16 protein-coding genes are annotated in these 17,747 nt (G+C 74.0%); 15 read left to right on the top strand and 1 reads right to left on the bottom strand.

The genetic code is table 11. The annotated features are described in order from the left end of the window. Nucleotides 1–213 precede the first annotated feature (213 nt). The 15 genes from ACIHFD_RS31820 to ACIHFD_RS31750 all read left to right on the top strand — a co-directional run bounded on the left by ACIHFD_RS31820 (nt 214) and on the right by ACIHFD_RS31750 (nt 17,413). Complete coding sequence (locus ACIHFD_RS31820; RefSeq protein ID WP_397370016.1) at nt 214–1,089, top strand: IclR family transcriptional regulator; 876 nt, start codon at nt 214–216, stop codon at nt 1,087–1,089. Between the two features lie 72 nt (nt 1,090–1,161). Then, the gene (locus tag ACIHFD_RS31815; protein WP_397370015.1) at nt 1,162–2,928 is read left to right on the top strand and encodes an aldehyde ferredoxin oxidoreductase C-terminal domain-containing protein; all 1,767 of its coding nucleotides are present in this window, start codon (nt 1,162–1,164) and stop codon (nt 2,926–2,928) included. A gap of 87 nt (nt 2,929–3,015) precedes the next feature. Then, the gene (locus ACIHFD_RS31810; protein WP_350735230.1) at nt 3,016–3,774 is read left to right on the top strand and encodes an SDR family NAD(P)-dependent oxidoreductase; all 759 of its coding nucleotides are present in this window, start codon (nt 3,016–3,018) and stop codon (nt 3,772–3,774) included. A 2-nt stretch (nt 3,775–3,776) separates the two neighbouring features. Further along, nucleotides 3,777–5,117: an adenylosuccinate lyase family protein gene (locus tag ACIHFD_RS31805; protein ID WP_397370014.1), complete on the top strand. Its 1,341-nt coding sequence runs from the start codon at nt 3,777–3,779 to the stop codon at nt 5,115–5,117. Next, entirely contained in the window at nt 5,110–6,057 is a 948-nt protein-coding gene (locus ACIHFD_RS31800) for a thiamine pyrophosphate-dependent dehydrogenase E1 component subunit alpha (protein ID WP_397370013.1), read from the top strand. The genes ACIHFD_RS31805 and ACIHFD_RS31800 overlap by 8 nt, the downstream gene beginning before the upstream one ends. Beyond that, nucleotides 6,050–7,033 carry an alpha-ketoacid dehydrogenase subunit beta gene (locus ACIHFD_RS31795; protein WP_397370012.1) on the top strand — a complete coding sequence of 328 codons (984 nt, stop codon included), beginning with the start codon at nt 6,050–6,052 and terminating at the stop codon, nt 7,031–7,033. Before ACIHFD_RS31800 ends, ACIHFD_RS31795 begins: the two co-directional genes overlap by 8 nt. Then, entirely contained in the window at nt 7,030–7,998 is a 969-nt protein-coding gene (locus tag ACIHFD_RS31790; RefSeq protein ID WP_397370011.1) for a sugar ABC transporter substrate-binding protein, read from the top strand. Before ACIHFD_RS31795 ends, ACIHFD_RS31790 begins: the two co-directional genes overlap by 4 nt. Beyond that, nucleotides 7,980–9,551 (top strand): sugar ABC transporter ATP-binding protein, encoded by a 1,572-nt coding sequence (locus ACIHFD_RS31785; RefSeq protein ID WP_397370010.1) that lies wholly within the window; start codon nt 7,980–7,982, stop codon nt 9,549–9,551. Before ACIHFD_RS31790 ends, ACIHFD_RS31785 begins: the two co-directional genes overlap by 19 nt. Continuing rightward, complete coding sequence (locus tag ACIHFD_RS31780; protein WP_397370009.1) at nt 9,541–10,734, top strand: ABC transporter permease; 1,194 nt, start codon at nt 9,541–9,543, stop codon at nt 10,732–10,734. Before ACIHFD_RS31785 ends, ACIHFD_RS31780 begins: the two co-directional genes overlap by 11 nt. Further along, the gene (locus tag ACIHFD_RS31775) at nt 10,731–11,192 is read left to right on the top strand and encodes a VOC family protein (RefSeq protein ID WP_357742534.1); all 462 of its coding nucleotides are present in this window, start codon (nt 10,731–10,733) and stop codon (nt 11,190–11,192) included. Before ACIHFD_RS31780 ends, ACIHFD_RS31775 begins: the two co-directional genes overlap by 4 nt. Nucleotides 11,193–11,232: 40 nt before the next feature. Then, nucleotides 11,233–12,081 (top strand): amidohydrolase family protein, encoded by an 849-nt coding sequence (locus ACIHFD_RS31770; RefSeq protein ID WP_397370008.1) that lies wholly within the window; start codon nt 11,233–11,235, stop codon nt 12,079–12,081. A 43-nt stretch (nt 12,082–12,124) separates the two neighbouring features. Then, nucleotides 12,125–13,231: a Gfo/Idh/MocA family protein gene (locus ACIHFD_RS31765; protein ID WP_397370007.1), complete on the top strand. Its 1,107-nt coding sequence runs from the start codon at nt 12,125–12,127 to the stop codon at nt 13,229–13,231. Continuing rightward, complete coding sequence (locus tag ACIHFD_RS31760; protein ID WP_397370006.1) at nt 13,228–14,229, top strand: LacI family DNA-binding transcriptional regulator; 1,002 nt, start codon at nt 13,228–13,230, stop codon at nt 14,227–14,229. The genes ACIHFD_RS31765 and ACIHFD_RS31760 overlap by 4 nt, the downstream gene beginning before the upstream one ends. A 164-nt stretch (nt 14,230–14,393) precedes the next feature. Continuing rightward, nucleotides 14,394–15,425 (top strand): LacI family DNA-binding transcriptional regulator, encoded by a 1,032-nt coding sequence (locus ACIHFD_RS31755; RefSeq protein WP_397370005.1) that lies wholly within the window; start codon nt 14,394–14,396, stop codon nt 15,423–15,425. Next, nucleotides 15,422–17,413 carry a beta-galactosidase gene (locus ACIHFD_RS31750; protein ID WP_397370004.1) on the top strand — a complete coding sequence of 664 codons (1,992 nt, stop codon included), beginning with the start codon at nt 15,422–15,424 and terminating at the stop codon, nt 17,411–17,413. Before ACIHFD_RS31755 ends, ACIHFD_RS31750 begins: the two co-directional genes overlap by 4 nt. Nucleotides 17,414–17,532: 119 nt before the next feature. On the opposite strand, the gene ACIHFD_RS31745 is transcribed toward ACIHFD_RS31750, so the two are convergent. Further along, the coding region (locus ACIHFD_RS31745) for a zinc ribbon domain-containing protein (protein ID WP_397370003.1) at nt 17,533–17,747 on the bottom strand (215 nt) is incomplete at its 5' end.

Below are 17,747 nucleotides of genomic sequence, written 5' to 3'. Positions count from 1 at the left end.
ATATGAGCCGCGGAGAGGTTGCGTAACCGCGTTCTCCGTTGAACGGAAGACTTTTCAGAACGTCGTTCGGTGTGTTTCTGGATTGTTACCCATCGCAACAAACTCTGGGGCTTCGAGGGCTGGACCCGCAGGCAGCACGGGTTTACGTTGCCGCAAACAACATAAAAACCGGAACATCGCGGGGTGACAGGTCCGAACCGGGAGGCGGCGACCATGACCACAACCGACGACGGCCCGGCCGCGGCCACGATGCGCCGCGGCGTGCACGCGCCCGGCAGTGTCAAACAGCCGGCCAAGCAGCCGGCGGGCCGGACGGCTTCCGGAAGCGCGCGGCGGCCCGCCGGCCGGACCGTGACGAGCCGGGTCCTCAGCGTGCTCAGCGCGTTCTCCGGCGAGTGCCCCAGGCTGAGCCTGTCCGACATCAGCCGCCGCGCCTCGATGCCGTTGACGACGGCGCACCGACTGGTCAGCGAGCTGATGTCGTGGGGCGCGCTGGAACGCGACCGCGACGGCCGCTACCAGATCGGGCTGCACCTGTGGGAGGTGGGCGCGCTGGCCCCGCGCGGGCTGGGCCTGCGCGAGGCCGCCATGCCGTTCCTGGAGGACCTGTACGAGGTCACCCACCAGCACGCCCAGCTCGCCGTCCTGGACGCGCCCGACGTGCTCTACCTGGAGCGGATCTCCGGCCGGGACGCGGTCGGCGTGCGCAGCCGGGTGGGCGGGCGCTTCCCGGCGCACGCCACCGGAGTCGGGCTGGCGCTGCTGGCCCACACGCCGCCCGCGACGCAGGAGGCGTACCTGGCCGGGCCGCTGGCGGCCTTCACCGACCGGACCATCGCGAACCCCGGCCGGCTGCGGGGGGTGTTGGCCGAGGTGCGGCGACACGGGTACGTCATCAGCGACCGGCAGGTCACGCTGGACGCGGTGTCGGTGGCGGCGCCCGTGCGGGACGCGGCGGAGGAGGTGATCGCCGCGCTGTCGGTCGTGGTGCGGGTGGGCGAGCAGCAGCCGGGCGCGCTCGTGCCGGCCGTCGTCGGCGCCGCCCGCGGGCTGTCGCGCTGGCTGCAGTCGCACCCGGGGCGGCCCTGACGGGGTTGCCTTTCGCGGGTGTTGTGTGATGTGGTGCGGCTCGCTTTCCTCTTTCGCTCTGGAGGCTTGACCGTGCCGTTCATTGTGGATCTGACCAGCGGGAACGTGGAGAAGGAGCAGCACCCGGGCGAGATCGGCGGGTCCGTGCTCGGGCTGCGGCTGATGGCCGGGCGCACGCCCGCCGGGCTCGATCCGTACGATCCGCGGGCGCTGCTGTACGTGGCGGCCGGGGTGCTGGGCGGGACGGCGGCGCCGGGGCTGGCCAAGGCGGTGTTCCTGGCGAAGTCGCCGCTGACGGGGGTGGCCGGGGAGTCCCACGCGCTCGGGCCGTTCGCGGCGGGCCTGCGCGGGGCGGGCGCCAAGGCGCTGGCCGTCACGGGGCGGGCCGCGCGGCCGTCCTACCTGCTCGTCCAGGACGGACAGGTGTCCCTGCACGACGCCTCGGAGCTGCGCGGGCTGGGCACGGCCGCGACGACGGACGCGCTGCGGGCGCGGCACGGCCAGGGCGCGCACGTGGCGGCGATCGGGCCGGCCGGGGAGAACCTCGTGCGGTACGCGAGCGTGGTAACCGACTACGCCTACGCCGCCGGGCGCTACGGGCTCGGCGCGGTCTTCGGGGCCAAGAACCTCAAGGCCGTCGTGTGCGTCGGCGAGGCCCCGACGGAGGTTGCCGACCCCCGGGCGATCGCCGGGCTGGCCGCCTACTACCGCGACTCGCTGGCCACGAACCCGCTGGCGGCGATCCAGGCAGGGATGCCCGGCTTCGCCGGATGGGTGGGCGATCCGCCCGCCCCGGGGTACGCCGCGGTGCGCAACTTCTCGGTGACCGGCGCGCACGGGCTGCGGGTCCCGTCCGCGGCCGACTACGACGGGCGCGCGGTGGCGACCACCGGGGCCTGCCCCGGCTGCCCCAACGACTGCCTCAAGGTGTACGCGCCACCGGGGCTCGCCGAGCGGCGGACCGGCGGGCTGGGGCAGGAGGCGTTCCTGTCGCTCGGCTGGAACCTCGGGATCGACGACCTCGACACCGTGCTGGCCGCCAACGCCCGCTGCAACGACCTCGGGCTGGACCCGGTCTCCCTCGGCGGCACGCTCGCGTTCGCCATGGAGTGCGCCGAGCGCGGGCTGCTCCCCGGCGGGCCCGTGTTCGGCGATCCGGCGGCGTTGCCGGGGCTGATCGACGACGTGGCGGGGCGTACGGGCGGGATGGGCGACCTGCTGGCCGAGGGCGCGGCGCGGGCGGCCGCGAAGCTCGGTCCGGCCGCGGCCCCGTACGCCATGACCGTCAAGGGCGCCGAGCTGCCCTGCTTCGACCCCCGCGTCCAGCCGGGCATCGGCCTCGGGTACGCGATCGCCCCCGGCGGGCCGCGCTACGACGCGCTGGAGCACGACCTCGACTTCGACCCCGTGGCCGGGCTGGCCTACAGCTTCGGCGAGGCCAGGCGGATCGGGGCGGAGCCCGCGCCGGTCGCCGGGCTCGACGCCGAGCGGGGCCGGCGCACCGCCCGGCTGCTGCGGCTGTGGAGCGGGCTCGACGCGCTCAACCTGTGCGTCTTCGCCTCCTCCCCCACCCGCCCGCTGACCCTCGACCACCTGAGCGCCCTGGTCACCGCCGTCCTCGGGCGGGAGTTCACCCTGGACGACCTGCTGGCGGCCGGTCAGGCGCGGCTCGACGCGATGCGCGCGTACGCGATCCGCGAGGGCGGCGGTCCCGACGAGTTGCCGGCCCGGATGCACGAGGAGCCCGTCGCTGCGGGGCCCCACGAGGGCGCGGTGCTGGACCGCGCCTCGTTCGAGCTCGCCCGGGCCGCCTTCTACGAGGAGCTCGGCTGGCGCTGATTTCCCGAAAAACGCTCTTGTCCGGTTTGTGCGGTTCGCGTTATGGTCTGGTCAATCGTTTGAACGAGAGACGGGAGACCATCGGGGATGGCTGTCACGATCGACCTGGGCGGGCGGACTGCGCTCGTCACGGGCGGCGCGGGAGGGCTCGGGTTCGCGTGCGCCCGCGCGCTGGCCGACGCCGGAGCGGACGTCGTGCTCTCCGACCTGGAGGGCCCGCGGCTGAGCGAGGCGGCGGCCGAGCTGGGCGCCGAGGCCCGGCCGGCCGACCTCACCGACCCGGCGCAGGCGGCGGCGCTGGCGGGCGCCCGCGACCGGATCGACGTGCTGGTGAACTGCGCCGGGATCATGCGCACCACCCCGCTGCTCGACATCGAGCCCGGCGAGTGGCTGCGGATCGTGGACGTCAACCTCAACGCCACGTTCTGGCTCACCCAGGCCGTCGGGCGCGGGATGGCCGAGCGGGGCGGCGGCTCGATCGTGACGCTGGCCTCGGTGGCCGCCCGCTCGGGCCGCCCCAACGCCGCCCACTACTCCGCCACCAAGACGGCCCTGCTCTCCCTGACGAAGTCGGCGGCCGAGGCGCTGGCCCCCGTGCGGGTGAACGCCGTGTGCCCCGGCGTCTTCCTCACCCCCATGTGGGACGAGATCATCGCCGACCGCGACCGGCGGTTCGGCCCCGACGCGGGCGCCGGCTACCTGAAGGAGGTCAGCGAGCGCTCCCCGCTGCGCCGCCCCGGACGTCCCGAGGAGGTCGCCTCCGCGGTGCTCTTCCTGGCCAGCGACCTGGCGTCGTTCGTGACGGGCCAGGCTCTCAACGTCGACGGCGGACTGGAGATGAACTGACCGTGCGCCAGACGTTCAAGCTGCTGCCCGAGCTGTTCGGCGACGGCGCGATGACCGAGATCTTCTCCGCCGAGCGGACCGTGCTCGCCTGGCTGCGCACGGAGGCCGCGCTGGCCCGCGCCCAGGCCGAGGAGGGTGTGATCTCCGAGGCCGACGCGCGGGCCATCGAGGCGGCCTGCGTGCCGGCCAACATCGACGTCCGGCGCCTCTGGTCGGAGGCGGTCAACGTGGGCTACCCGATCCTGCCCCTCGTACGGATGATCTCCGCCGCGCTCCCCGAGGGGCCCAACGGCCGCGTCCACTACGGCGCGACCACGCAGGACATCATGGACACCGGCCTGGCCCTGCAGATGGGCGAGGCGCTCGACCACCTGCGGGCGCTGCTCGGCTCGTTCGGCGGCGCGCTGGCCCGGCTGGTGGCCGAGCACGCCGGCACCGTCGTCGCCGCCCGCACGCACGCCCAGCAGGCGGTGCCCACGACGTTCGGGGCGAAGATGGCGGTGCTGCTGGCGGAGGTGACGCGCCAGCGCGACCGGGTGGGCGAGGCGGCGCGGCGGGTGCGGGTCGTGTCGCTGTTCGGCGCGGGCGGGACGTCCGCCGCGATGGGCGAGCGCTCCAGCCTGGTGCGCGAGCGCATGGCCGGGGTGCTCGGCCTCGGCACCACCGAGGTGCCCTGGCACGTGGCCAGGGACGGCGTCGCCGAGTTCGGCGTGACCTGCGCGAGCCTGGCGGCCACCGCGGCCCGCTTCGCCCGCGAGGTCGTGGACCTGTCCAGGACCGAGATCGGCGAGGTGCGCGAGGCGGGCGGACACCACCGTGGCGCGTCGTCCACGATGCCGCAGAAGGCCAACCCGATCGGCTGCGAGGCCGTCATCGGCATGTCCGGCACGGCGGGCGCGCTCAGCTCGGGCCTGTTCCGCGCGATGGAGGCCGGCCACGAGCGGGCCGCCGGCGAGTGGCAGGTCGAGTGGTACGTGGTGCCGCTCCTGGCCGAGCTGGCCGCGGGCGCGCTGGCCACCGCCGCAGAGGTCGCCGCCGGGCTGCGGGTCTACCCGGAGGCCATGCGGGCCAACCTGGGCGCCGAGGGCGGGCTGATCATGGCGGAGGCGTACATGATGCGGCTGGCCCCGGCGCTGGGCCGGGAGCGGGCGCACGACCTGGTCTACAAGGCGGCGCACGAGGCCCGCGAGCGCGGGCGGGCGCTGGCCGACGCGCTGCGCGACGTGGCGGGACCGGACGATCTGGCGAGCCTGGGCGCGCTGCCCATCCCGCCCGAGTCCTACATCGGCGACGCCGAGGCGATCTGCGCCGCGGCGCTCGAAGCCTGGAGATGTGATGAGTGAACGCAGGCTCGCGGATTTGCTGGCCATGTGGCGGATCCGCGCGTTCGAGGAGAAGGTGCGCGACCTGCGAGCGGAAGGGCCGATCGTCGGCTCGGTGCATCTGTGCATCGGGCAGGAGGCCGTCCCGGTGGGCGCGTGCGACGTGCTGGAGCCGCACGACGCGCTGTTCGCGACCTACCGCGGGCACGGCTGGGCGCTGGCCAGGGGCGTGCCCGCGCAGGCGCTGTTCGCCGAGCTGGCGGGCCGGGCGACGGGCGTGAACGGCGGCCGGGGCGGCTCGGCGTACTTCACCGCGGCCGAGTACGGCTTCCACGGCGAGAACTCGATCGTGGGCGCGGGCGCGCCGATCGCGTGCGGGGCAGCGCTGGCCGGCCGGCACGACGGCTCGAACCGGGTGGCCGTGAGCGTCTTCGGCGACGGCGCGATGAACCAGGGCGCGGTGCACGAGGCGATGAACTTCGCCGCCGCGTTCTCCCTGCCCGTGGTCTTCGTCTGCGAGAACAACCGCTACTCCGAGCTGACCCCGATCGCCGACATGGTGCGCAACCCGCGCCTGGCCGACCGCGCCGCCGCGTACGGGATGCCGGGTCACCGCGTCGACGGCAACGACGTGGAGGCCGTGCGGTTCCACGTGCGCGACGCGCTGGAGGTGGCCCGCGAGGGCGGCGGGCCGACGCTGCTGGAGTGCATGACCGAGCGCCTGGTCGGCCACTACATCGGCGACGCGGAGACGTACCGGCAGCCCGGCGAGCTGGAGCGGATCGGCAGGCGCGAGCCGATCGCCCGGCTGCGCGAGGGCCTGCTCGCCGACGGGGTGCCGGCCGCCGACCTGGACGCCGTGGAGCGTGGGGCGCGGGCCGAGATGGCCTCCGCCGCCGAGCGCGCGCTGGCCGCGCCCCTCGCCGACCCCGCCACCGCAAGGGAGCACCTGTATGCCTGACCTGTCCTACGGCGAGGCCGTGAACGCGGCCCTGCACCGCCTCATGGAGGAGCTGCCGGAGACGCTGGTGTACGGCGAGGACGTCGCCGTGCCCGGCGGCGTGTTCGGCGTGACCAGGGGCCTGCGCAAGCAGTACGGCGACCGCGTGTTCGACACCCCGATCAGCGAGTCGGCGATCCTCGGCAGCGCGGTCGGCGCGGCGATGTTCGGCCGCCGCCCGATCGTCGAGATCATGTGGGCCGACTTCTCCCTCGTGGCGCTGGACCAGATCGTCAACCAGGCGGCCAACGTCCGCTACGTGTCGGGCGGGCGGCTGCGGGCCCCGCTGACCATCCGCACCCAGCAGGGCAACGCGCCGGGCGCGTGCGCGCAGCACTCGCAGTGCCTGGAGGCGCTCTTCCTGCACGTGCCGGGGCTGCGGGTGTGCATGCCGAGCACGCCGCAGGACGCCTACGACCTGCTGGTGACGGCCGTGCACGGCGACGACCCGGTGCTGGTGGTCGAGAACCGCACGCTGTACTTCGGCCCGAAGGAGCCGGTCAGGACGGACGGCCCGGTCCAGCCGATGGGCGGGGCGCGCACCCGCCGCGCGGGCTCCGACGTCACGCTCGTCACCTGGGGCGCGATGACGCACCGGGTGCTCGAGGCGGCCGAGGCCCTGGCCGGCGAGGGGGTCGAGGCCGAGGTGCTGGAGACGCCGTGGCTCAACCCGTTCGACACCGGGACCGTGATCGAGAGCGCGCGCCGCACCCGCAGGCTGGCCGTCGTCCACGAGGCGAACGTCACCGGCGGCTTCGGCGCCGAGGTCGTCGCCCGGGTCGCGGGGGCCGGGGTGGCGCTGGCCGCGCCGCCGATCCGGATCGGCGCGCCCGACGTGCGGATGCCCGCGGCGCCGGTCCTCGCGCAGGCTCTGGTCCCCGACGCCACGCGGATCATTCACGAAGTCAAACGTTTGACCGAAGCAGGAGCACCATGAAGAAGTCATTCCTCGTCGCCGCCGCCCTGATCGCCGGCGCGACGGCCTGCGGCGGCGGTTCCACCGGTGCGACGGGCACGAAGGAGTACACGATCGGCGTCTCCAACCTGGGCCTGAGCTTCCCCTTCCCGGCCGCCATCGGCAAGGGCGTCAAGGAGGAGGCCGCCAGGCTCGGCGTGCGGATCGTCGAGCTGGACGCGCAGGGCAAGGCCGACAAGCAGAGCAACGACGTCCAGGACCTCATCGCCCAGCAGCCCGACGGCGTGCTCATGCTGCCGGTGGACTCCGGCGTCGCCCAGGGGCTGGCCGACCGGCTCAAGGCCGCGAACATCCCCACCGTGGCCGTGGCCTCGCAGGTCGGCGACCCCAAGGCGCGCAAGCTCAAGGACGTCTACCCCGGCCTGGTGGCGCTGGTCACCCAGGACGAGTACGCCGCGGGCGGCAAGGCGGGCGAGATCGCGGCCGGCGTCGTGCCGGGCGGCGGCAAGCTCGCGGTCGTGGAGGGCCAGGCCGGGTTCGCCGAGGTGGTCAACCGCTTCCAGGAGTTCCCCACGTCGGCCGCGGCCAAGGGCGCCACGTACGAGGTCGTGGCCCGCCAGCCGGGCGACTGGGTGCAGGACAAGGCCCAGTCGGCCTGCCAGAACATGCTCTCCTCCCACCCCGACACGCAGCTCTTCTACGCCCAGTCCGACGACATGGCCGTGGGCTGCGCCAAGGCGGTGTCGGCGGTCGGCTCCAAAGCCAAGATCGTCGGCATCGGCGGCAGCAAGCTCGGCATCGACGCCGTGCGGTCGGGCGCCATCTCCGGCACCGTCTGCTACAAGCCGGAGGACCTCGGCAAGCTCGCCCTCGACACCCTCTACAAACACCTGACCGGGGAGAAGAAACAGGACGCCGCCTTCGTCACGTACGACACCCCGGCCATCACCAAGAACAACCTCGCCGATTGCACGCCGCAATGGTGAGCCTGCTGTCGCTGGAGGGCATCGGCAAGGAGTTCCCCAACGGGACGGTCGCGCTGCGGGACGCCCGCCTCACCGTGCACGCGGGCAGCGTGCACGGCCTGGTCGGGGCCAACGGCGCGGGGAAGTCCACGATGATCAAGGTCATCGCGGGCGCGCACCCGCCGACCTCGGGGATCGTGCGCTGGAAGGGCGAGCGGGTCGTCTGGCGCACCCCCGGCGCCGCGCGGAAGGCGGGCGTGGCGACGATCATGCAGCACGTGCCGCTCGCCCCCACGCTCACCGTGCTGGAGAACGTCTTCCTCGGCGCGCCCGGACCCTGGCGGCTGCCGCGGTCGAGGCGCGCGGAGTTCGCCCGGCTGCTGGAGCGGGTCGGCTACGCCATCGACCCGGACGCGGAGGTCGCCGGCCTCGCGATCGGCGAGCGGCAGATGGTGGCCGTCCTCCAGGCGCTGGCCACGGGCGCGGAGCTGGTCGTGATGGACGAGCCGACCGCCTCGCTCGCCGAGGGCGAGCGGCAGGTGGTGTTCGACGTGGTCCACCGCCTGTCCGCGCAGGGCACGGCGTTCCTGTACGTCTCGCACTTCCTGGACGAGGTGCTGTCGCTGACCGACCGGGTCACGGTGCTGCGTGACGGCACGGTCGTGGACGAGGGCGCGACCGCGGACTACGACGAGGACCGGCTCGTCCAGGTCATCGTCGGCCGCGACCTCCTCGACGTGGAGCGGCGCAGCGCGGCCCCCGCGCCGCCGGACGCCCCCGTCCTGCTGTCGGTCCGCGGGCTCGGTTCGGCGACGGGCGTGCGCGACGTGTCGTTCGAGGTCAGGGCGGGCGAGGTGGTCGGGCTCGCCGGGCTGCTGGGCTCGGGGCGCTCGGAGATCCTGCACGCGCTCTACGGCGCCGACCCCAGGGCGCACGGTGAGGTGCTGGTCGAGGGCCGCCCGGTACGCCGTGGCCCGCGCGCCGCGGTGGCCGCCGGCATGGCGCTCGTGCCCGAGGACCGCGGCGCCCAGGGCCTGGTGGGCACGTTCCCCATCTGGAAGAACATCTCGCTGCCCGACCTGGCGGCCCTGTCGTCGGGCCGCTCGCTCCCGCGCGAGGCCGCCGAGACCGAGCGGGCCGGTCGGGCCATCGCCGACCTCGGCATCGTCTGCCCCGGCCCGGACGCCCTGCCGGGCGAGCTGTCCGGCGGCAACGCGCAGAAGGTCGTGTTCGGCAAGTGGCTGTACGGCGGCGCGCGGGTGTTCCTGCTCGACGAGCCCACCGCCGGGGTGGACGTCGGGGCCAAGGCGGACCTCCTCGAACTGGTCCGCCGCTTCGCCGCCGGCGGCGGCGCGGTGGTCGTCGTGAGCAGCGAGTTCGAGGAGATCCTCGCGGTGGCGAGCCGGGTGCTGGTCGTGCGCGAGGGCCGGATCGTCGCCGAACGACCGGCACACGAGACATCCGAGGAGGAGTTGCTGATGCTGGCGAACGGATTCAGCGGCGGATTCAGTGGCGAATTCAGCGGCGGATTCAGCGGCGGATTCGGCGAGGGAGGCGCCCACGATGCCGCCTGAGACCCCCGGGCGCTCCCAGTGGGCAGCGGCCCTCAGGCCGGGCAACGCGGGCGTCGTCTACGCGCTCGTGCTGATCGTCGCCGTCCTGACGCTGCTGACCGCCCAGCTGGGCCGCCCGTCCTACCTGTCGCCGACGAACGTCATCAACGTCCTCGACCAGTCCTCCCTCATCGCGATCCTCGCCGTCTTCACCACGGTGGTCCTGATCAGCGGGAACTTCGACCTGTCCGTCGCCTCGGTGGCCGCGTTCTCGGCCGCGACCGTGCTCAGCCTGGTCGCCCCGCTCGGCCTGCCCGCCGCGATGGCGATCGCGCTCGGCGCCGGGCTGGTGTGCGGGTCGGTGAACGGGCTGATCGTGCAGCTCGTCGGCATCAACGCGTTCATCGTGACGCTGGGCACCATGACGGCGGTGCGCGGGCTGGTGCTCATCCTGACCGACGGACGCACGATCACCGCCGAGGACCCGGACGCGCAGCGCTCGCTGATCGCGCTGCAGGCCGGTTACTGGACGGTCCCGCACGTCCTGGCGGTCCTCGGGGCGGCGGCCGTGCTCGCCGGTGTGGTCCTGCTGGCGCGCCGGTCGGGCCGGGCCGGGGTGGTGGCCGTCATCGCGGGCGTGGTGGCCGTCGCGCTCAGCCCGGTGCTCGGGTTCGAGCTGCGGCTGAGCAAGCCCACGTACTATCTGATCGTGATCGCCGGGGTGACCTGGGCGGTGCTGCGCTACACCGTGATCGGCCGCCGCCTGTACGCGGTGGGCGCCAACGCCGAGGCGGCCCGCCTCTCCGGCATCAACGTCAACCGCTACAAGATCGGCGCTTTCGTCCTGAACGGGCTCGGCTCCGGCTTCGTCGGCGTGCTGTTCGCCGCCAAGCTGCTGGCCATCAACCCGACGGGCCTGCAGGGCACCGAGCTGACCGTGCTCGCGGCGGCCATCCTCGGCGGCACCTCGCTGTTCGGCGGCCTGGGCAGCGTGCTGAAGTCCGTGGTGGGGGCGCTGATCCTGTTCACCCTGGACAACGGCTTCAACGTGGTCAACCTGGGCGCCAACTACCAGGGCGTCATCGTGGGCACGGTCGTGGTGGTGGCCGCCGCCATCTACACCGTGGCGGGCAGGCAGAGACAGGTGCGCCGCGTGCGCGAGCCGAAACCGCGACCGACTCTGAGACAGGAGGCGCTGCGATGAGAGGCGTCTGGCACTTCTCCTTCACGGTCTCCGACCTCGACAGGTCCGTGGAGTTCTACCGCGACCTGCTCGGGTTCGCGCTGGTGCACCGGCAGGAGCAGGACAACGACTACACCCGCCGGCTCGTCGGCTACCCCGACGCCGTGCTGCGCGTGGCCCAGCTCGCCGTGCCCGGCCAGCCCCGCGGCGTCTCCACGCACGACCTGGAACTGGTCGAATACGTACGGCCGAAGGGCGCCCCGCGCGACCCGGCCCGCCACCTGCCGGGCGCCGCGCACCTGGCGCTCACCGTCGAGGACGCCCCGGCCGAGCATGCCCGGCTGGCGGCGGCAGGGGTGCGCTTCGTCAACCCGCCCGAGGCGATCACCGCGGGGGTGAACCGGGGCGGCTACGCCTGCTACTTCCTCGACCCCGACGACATCACCTTGGAGCTCGTACAACCGCCGGATAACCCCTAATATGTGCACGCTCAAACGATTGATCACGTGAGGAGGCTGGATGACCGTCGTCGACGCCCACCAGCACTTCTGGAACCTGGAGACGGGCTCGTACCCGTGGCTGACGCCCGAGCACGGGCCGATCCACCGCACGTTCGAGCCGGCGGAGCTCATCCCCCAGCTCGCGGCGGCCGGGGTCGGCCGCACGGTGCTGGTGCAGTCGATGGACTCCTACGCCGACACCGACGCCATGCTCGCGCAGGCCGGCGCGCACGACTTCATCGGCGCGGTGGTGGGCTGGGTGCCGCTGCACCGGCCCGGCGAGGCGGCCGAAGCGCTGGAGCGGTACCGGCGGCATCCCAGGTTCGCGGGGGTGCGGCATCTCATCCACGACGAACCCGACCCCGACTGGGTGCTCCAGGACCCGGTGATCGAGGGGCTCGGGCTGCTGGCCGCGGCCGGGCTGCCGTTCGACGTGGTGGCGGTGCTGCCGCGGCACCTGGAGCACGTGCCGGTGCTGGCCGAGCGGGTGCCCGGGCTGCGGATGGTGATCGACCACCTGGCCAAGCCGCCGATCGCGGAGAAGGGCTGGGAGCCGTGGGCGTCCCTGCTCGCCCGCGCGGCCGAGTGCCCGGGCGTGTACGCCAAGGTGTCCGGCCTGAACACGGCGGCCGACGCCGCCACGTGGACGGCCGGGGACCTGCGGCCCTACGTGGAGCACGCGCTGGAGGCGTTCGGCCCCGAGCGGCTGATGTTCGGCAGCGACTGGCCGGTGGCGCTGCTCGCCGGCGACTACGCGAAGGTGTGGCGGGAGACGAACGTCCTGCTGTCGGGGCTCCCGCCCGCCGACCGCGCGGCCGTACTCGGCGGCACCGCCACCCGCTTCTACGGCCTCCAGGAGGCGCCATGACCCGCCGCCACATCCCCGGCCTGCTCGCCCGGGAGGCCGCCGCGTGATCGACGTGTTCGCGCCCATCTCCGCCGCGGCCGACCTGTCCATCCCGGCCGCGCACCGGCTGCCCGTCGCCGTCGTGGGCGCCGGGGCCATCGTGGACGTGGCCCACCTGCCCGCCTACCGGCAGGCCGGGCTGGAGGTGACCGGCCTGTACGACCTCGACGCCGATCGCGCCGCCGAGGTGGCCCGGCGGCACGGGGTGCCCAGGACGTACGGCTCGCTGGAGGAACTGCTGGCCGACGAGCGCGTGGCCGTGGTGGACATCGCCGTCGCGCCCGGCGCGCAGCCCGGCATCGCGCGGGCGGCGCTGGCGGCGGGCAAGCACCTGATGTGCCAGAAGCCGTTCGCGCCCGACGTGGCGACCGGCCGGGGCATCGTCGACCTGGCGGCGGCCGGCGGCCTGAAGGTCGCGGTCAACCAGCAGCTCCGCTTCGACGAGGGCATCGCCGCCGCCCGGGCCATGGTGCGCGCGGGCTGGATCGGCGAGCCGACGGCGATGACGTTCACCGTGAACATCCTCACCGACTGGAGTGCCTGGGACTGGCTGGTCACCACCGACCGGCTGGAGATCGTCTACCACTCCATCCACTACCTGGACGCGATCCGCTCCATCCTGGGCGACCCCGAGCTGGTCTTCTGCACCGGCAGCCGCACGCCGGGCCAGCTCGCCAAGGGCGAGACGCGCACGATGAGCACGCTGGTGTACCCGGGCGACCTGCGGGCGCTGGTGCACGTCACGCACGAGAACCGCGCCGGCGACCAGGAGGCGTCCTTCCGCCTCGACGGCACGCAAGGCGCGATCAAGGGCACGCTCGGCCTGCTGTACGACTACCCGCACGGCCGCCCCGACACCCTGGCCGTGCACAGCCGGGCGCTGCCGACGGACGGCTGGCTGCCGTACCCGGTGACCGGGCGGTGGCTGCCGGACGCGGTGGCCGGGCCGATGGGCTCGCTGCTGCGGGCCGTCGCGGAGGGCGGCGAGCCGGAGACCTCCGGCGCCGACAACCTCGGCACGCTGCGCCTGCTCGACGCGCTCTACCGCTCGATGGACACCGGCGAGAGCGTGCGCTGCCGCCCGGCGGACAGGGGAGGATCGTCGTCATGAAGCGTTCCCGGGTCACGCTGGCCGACGTCGCCGCCGTCGCCAAGGTCGACCGGGCGGTCGTCTCCCGCGTCGTCAACAAGGACCCCACGCTCAACATCCGGCCGGAGACGCGGGAGCGGGTGCTGGCGGCGATCGAGGAGCTCGGCTACCGGCCCAACGTGGCCGCGCGGAGCCTGCGCACGTCACGGGCGCACATGTTCGGGCTGTTCATCCCCGACTTCGCCAACCCGGTCTACGCGGAGATCATCAAGGGCGCGGAGGCGGAGGCGGCCTCGCAGGGCTACGTGCTGGTCACCGGCAGCGCGTCGGGCGCGGCGCTGGGCGACTACATGGACCGGATCGGGCAGGGCCGCATCGACGGCCTGCTGCTGGCCGGGACCGGCGACGAGTCGGGGCTCATCGCGCAGCTCGACCGGTCCGCCATCCCGTGGCTGATGCTCAACAACCGCAGCAGGAGCGTCAAGCGCTACGTCATCCTCGACGACGCGCGGGCCGCCGCGCTGGCGGTGGAGCACCTCGTACGCCTGGGCCACCGACGCATCGCCCACCTGGCGGGCCCGGCGCGCGCCGACACGGCCACGCGCAGGTCGGCGGGCTACTCGGCGGCGATGCGCGAGGCCGGGCTGCCGGAGGGGCCGATCGTGGCGGCCGACTACACGCCGGCGGGCGGGGCGGCGGCGATGGCCCGGCTGCTGGCCGCCCCCGAGCGGCCGACGGCGGTGTTCGTCGCCAACGTGGCCTCGGCCATCGGGGCGATGGAGGGCGTGCGCGCGGCCGGGCTGGAGATCCCGCGGGACGTCTCGATCGTCGCCGTGCACGATCTGGAGCTGGCCGGCTACCTCAATCCCGCGCTCACGACGGTGCGCATGCCGCTGGGCGAGCTGGGCCGCCGCGGCGTGACCCTGCTGGCCAGTCTGAAGCCGGACGACACGGTGGCGGAGGTGCTGGCCGGGCCGATCGAGCTGATCCAGCGCCGGTCCACGGCTCCCCCGCCCTGAGCCGTCAGGCGTCACGAAGATCCGCTACGGGCCCGGCCGGGAGGCGGGCGACGCCCTGCGCGCGGGCCCGTAATTTGGGACGACCGATTCCACCCCATTGACAGCCCCGCAAACCGCGTCCTACGTTGTGCGAAACGTTTCGACCCCAGCGGATCGGCAGTGGCATGTCTTCGATACGTGACGTGGCGGAGCGGGCGCGGGTCGCGGTGAGCACCGTGTCCGCCGCGCTCAACGGCACCCGCCCCGTGGCGGCGGACACCCGGCGGCGGATCGAGCAGGCGGCGGCCGAGCTGGGATACCGCCCGAGCCTGCTGGCCCGCGGCCTGCAGAGCAAGCGCACCCGCATCCTGGCCCTGCTGTACCCCACCCCGCGTAGCGGTTTCGGGCTGACCGAGATGCAGTTCGCCACCGGCGCCGCGGAGGCGGCCCGCGAGCTGGGCTACCACCTGCTGCTCTCCCCCGAGCACGCCGAGCCGGTCGAGGAGCTGCGCCACATCACGGGGCTGGGGCTGGTGGACGGCGTGCTGCTGATGGAGGTCGGGCTGGACGACGAGCGCACGGAGTACCTCCTGGAGGCGGGCGTGCCGTTCAGCATGATCGGGCGGACCCGCGACCCGGGCTCGATCGACTACGCCGACATCGACTTCGCGGCCACGGCCACGGCCGCCGTGGCGCACGTGGCCGGGCTCGGGCACCGCAAGCTGGCCTTCTTCAACCTCTCGGCCGACCGGCACGCGGCGCGGTACGGGCCCGCGATCCGGGCCGGGGCGGAGTTCGCCGAGGCCGCCCGCGCGGCCGGGATCGGCTACGTCGACGACTTCCGGCCCGGCTCGGCCAACGAGGGCAGGCAGGCGTTCGAGCGGCTGGTCGCCGCGCATCCCGACACGACGGCGCTGGCGGTGATGGACGACGACGCGGCGGTCGGGGTGATCGCGGCCGTGGCGGCGCGCGGCTGGCGGATCCCCGAGGACCTGACGCTGCTTCTGGTGCTGTCGTCGGCGCGGGTCGCCGAGATGTTCCACCCCAGACTCACCACGCTGGAGCCGCCGAGCGCCGAGCTGGGCGGCCTCGGCGCCCGCATGCTCATCGACCGGCTGGCGGGCGACGGGCCGCCCGCGCAGCGGCTGCTGCCCTGTCGCCTCGTCGTCGGCGACAGCTCCGCACCACCCCGCGAAGGCGAAAGGACCGGATCGTGACGGGACGACTGGGCACGCACACGCTCACCGCCGGGCGCGGGCTGCTGTTCGGCGGCGACTACAACCCCGAGCAGTGGCCCGAGCACGTGTGGGCCGAGGACGCCGAGCTGATGCGGGCCGCCGGGGTCAACCTCGTCACGGTCGGCGTCTTCAGCTGGGCGCGCATCGAGCCGGAGCCGGGCAAGCGGGACTTCGCCTGGCTGGACCGGGTGCTCGACCTCATGAGCGAGGCCGGGATCGCGGTGGATCTGGCCACCCCCACCGCCTCGCCGCCCCCGTGGCTGGGGCACCGGTGGCCGCAGACCCTGCCGGTCGACGAGGCCGGGCACCGCCTCTGGTACGGCTCGCGCAACCAGTTCTGCCCGTCGTCCCCCGTCTACCGGGAGCGGGCGCTGGCGATCGTGAGCGACCTGGCCGACCGGTACGCGGGCCACCCGGCCCTGGCGCTGTGGCACGTGGGCAACGAGTACGGCCAGGTCTGCCACTGCGACGACTCCGCCGAGGCGTTCCGCGCCTGGCTGCGGGAGCGCTACGGCGACCTGGACGCGCTCAACGAGGCGTGGGGCACCACGTTCTGGAGCCAGCGCTACAGCGACTGGGCCGAGATCCTCACCCCGCGCCGCGCCCCCTACATCATCAACCCCTCCCAGCAGCTCGACTTCTGGCGTTTCGGCTCCGACGCGCTGCTCGCCCACTTCCGCGCCGAACGCGACCTCCTGCGCGCCAGGACCCCCGGCATCCCGGTCACCACCAACTTCATGGGCCTGTTCAAGCCGGTCGACTACTGGTCGTGGGCGGACGAGGAGGACATCGTCTCCAACGACCACTACCCCGACCCGTCGGACCCGCTCGCGCCCGCCCGCACGGCCCTCACCCACGACCTCATGCGCGGCCTGGCCAAGGGCAGGCCGTGGCTGCTGATGGAGCAGGCCGCCGGCGCGGTCAACTGGCGCCCGCACAACCCGCCCAAACCGCCCGGCCGGCTCAGGCTGGAGTCGCTGCAGGCGCTCGCCCGCGGCGCGGACGGGCTGTGCTACTTCCAGTGGCGGGCCTCCCGGTTCGGCGCCGAGCGCTTCCACTCCGCGATGCTCCCGCACGCGGGACCGGACACCCGCCTGCACGCCGAGGTCCGCGCGCACGGCCGGGAGCTGCGCGAGCTGGCGTCCGTGGCGGGGCAGCCGGTGCCCGCGCGGGTGGCGATGGTGTTCGACTGGGCGAGCTGGTGGGCTCTGGAGGAGCGCGGCCGGCCCAGCGACCGCCTCACCGCGACCGACCAGCTCTTCGGCTACTACCTGCCGTTCTGGGAGCGCGGCGTGACCGTGGACCTGGTGCCCCCGTCCGCCGACCTGCGGAGCTACGCCCTGGTCGTGATTCCGAACCTGTTCCTGATCCGCGACGAGGACGCCGCGGCCGTGACCGCCTACGTGCGCGGCGGCGGGGTCCTGGTCGTGGGCCCGTTCTCGGGGATCGTGGACGAGCGGGCGCACGTGCGTACCGGACGGTTCCCCGCGCCGCTGCGCGAGGTGCTCGGCGCGTCCGGCGAGGAATGGCGGCCCGTGGACGGGCCCGTACGGTGCCGGTGGGCCACCGGGGCGGAGTTCACGGCGCACGCCTGGACCGAGCTGGTCGCCGCGGAGGGGGCCGAATCGGTGGCCGAGTTCGCCGGGGGCGGGCCCGCGGTGCTGAGGCACCGGACCGGGCAGGGGGTCGCCTGGTACGTGGCGACGATGCCCGAGCCGGACGCGCTCGGCGAGCTGGCCGCGCGGGCGCTGGCCGACGCGGGCGTGCGGGGAGTCCTGCCGGACCTGCCGCCCGGCGTCGAGGCGGTGCGCCGCGGCGACGTGCTGTTCCTGCTCAACCACGGCTCGGAGGCGGCACGCGTGCCGCTCCCCCACCCGGCCACCGACCTGCTGACCGGATCCGCCGTGGACGGCCAGATCATGTTGGCTCCCCAGGCGGTCGCGGCCCTCGTTCAAGGAGCGGATTGACCTCCTCCCCTCGTAAACGAGGGGGATTCCAACCGTCGCCGGTTGGCCTTCCTGCTTCACCGCCGGTCGCCCGCCCGAGAGGACTCTCGTTGAGGTCTTACACCAGCTCCACAGGCGTTTCAGCTCTCCGCCGGCCCGGCGGCGAGCACGTTGCGTGCGGCGTTGACGTCACGGTCGTGGGCCGCGCCGCAGCCGCAGGTCCATTCCCGGACGTTCAGCGGCATCGCCTCTTGCAGGCTCCCGCAGGCCGAGCACAGCTTGGAGGAAGGGAACCAGCGATCCACCGCCACCAGCGTGCGCCCGTACCAGGCGGCCTTGTACTCCAGCATCATCC

The organism is Nonomuraea sp. NPDC051941, from assembly GCF_044593615.1.
The sequence above is the reverse complement of the archived record's forward strand: the minus strand, read 5'-3'. Positions and strand labels throughout refer to the sequence as shown.

Bases quoted from the DNA above. Each gene is read 5' to 3' on its own strand.
- ACIHFD_RS31795 (WP_397370012.1), top strand. From the start codon at position 6,050: ATGCCTGACCTGTCCTACGGCGAGGCCGTGAACGCGGCCCTGCACCGC.
- ACIHFD_RS31790 (WP_397370011.1), top strand. From the start codon at position 7,030: ATGAAGAAGTCATTCCTCGTCGCCGCCGCCCTGATCGCCGGCGCGACG.
- ACIHFD_RS31780 (WP_397370009.1), top strand. From the start codon at position 9,541: ATGCCGCCTGAGACCCCCGGGCGCTCCCAGTGGGCAGCGGCCCTCAGG.
- ACIHFD_RS31770 (WP_397370008.1), top strand. From the start codon at position 11,233: ATGACCGTCGTCGACGCCCACCAGCACTTCTGGAACCTGGAGACGGGC.
- ACIHFD_RS31760 (WP_397370006.1), top strand. From the start codon at position 13,228: ATGAAGCGTTCCCGGGTCACGCTGGCCGACGTCGCCGCCGTCGCCAAG.
- ACIHFD_RS31810 (WP_350735230.1), top strand. From the start codon at position 3,016: ATGGCTGTCACGATCGACCTGGGCGGGCGGACTGCGCTCGTCACGGGC.
- ACIHFD_RS31755 (WP_397370005.1), top strand. From the start codon at position 14,394: ATGTCTTCGATACGTGACGTGGCGGAGCGGGCGCGGGTCGCGGTGAGC.
- ACIHFD_RS31820 (WP_397370016.1), top strand. From the start codon at position 214: ATGACCACAACCGACGACGGCCCGGCCGCGGCCACGATGCGCCGCGGC.
- ACIHFD_RS31775 (WP_357742534.1), top strand. From the start codon at position 10,731: ATGAGAGGCGTCTGGCACTTCTCCTTCACGGTCTCCGACCTCGACAGG.
- ACIHFD_RS31800 (WP_397370013.1), top strand. From the start codon at position 5,110: ATGAGTGAACGCAGGCTCGCGGATTTGCTGGCCATGTGGCGGATCCGC.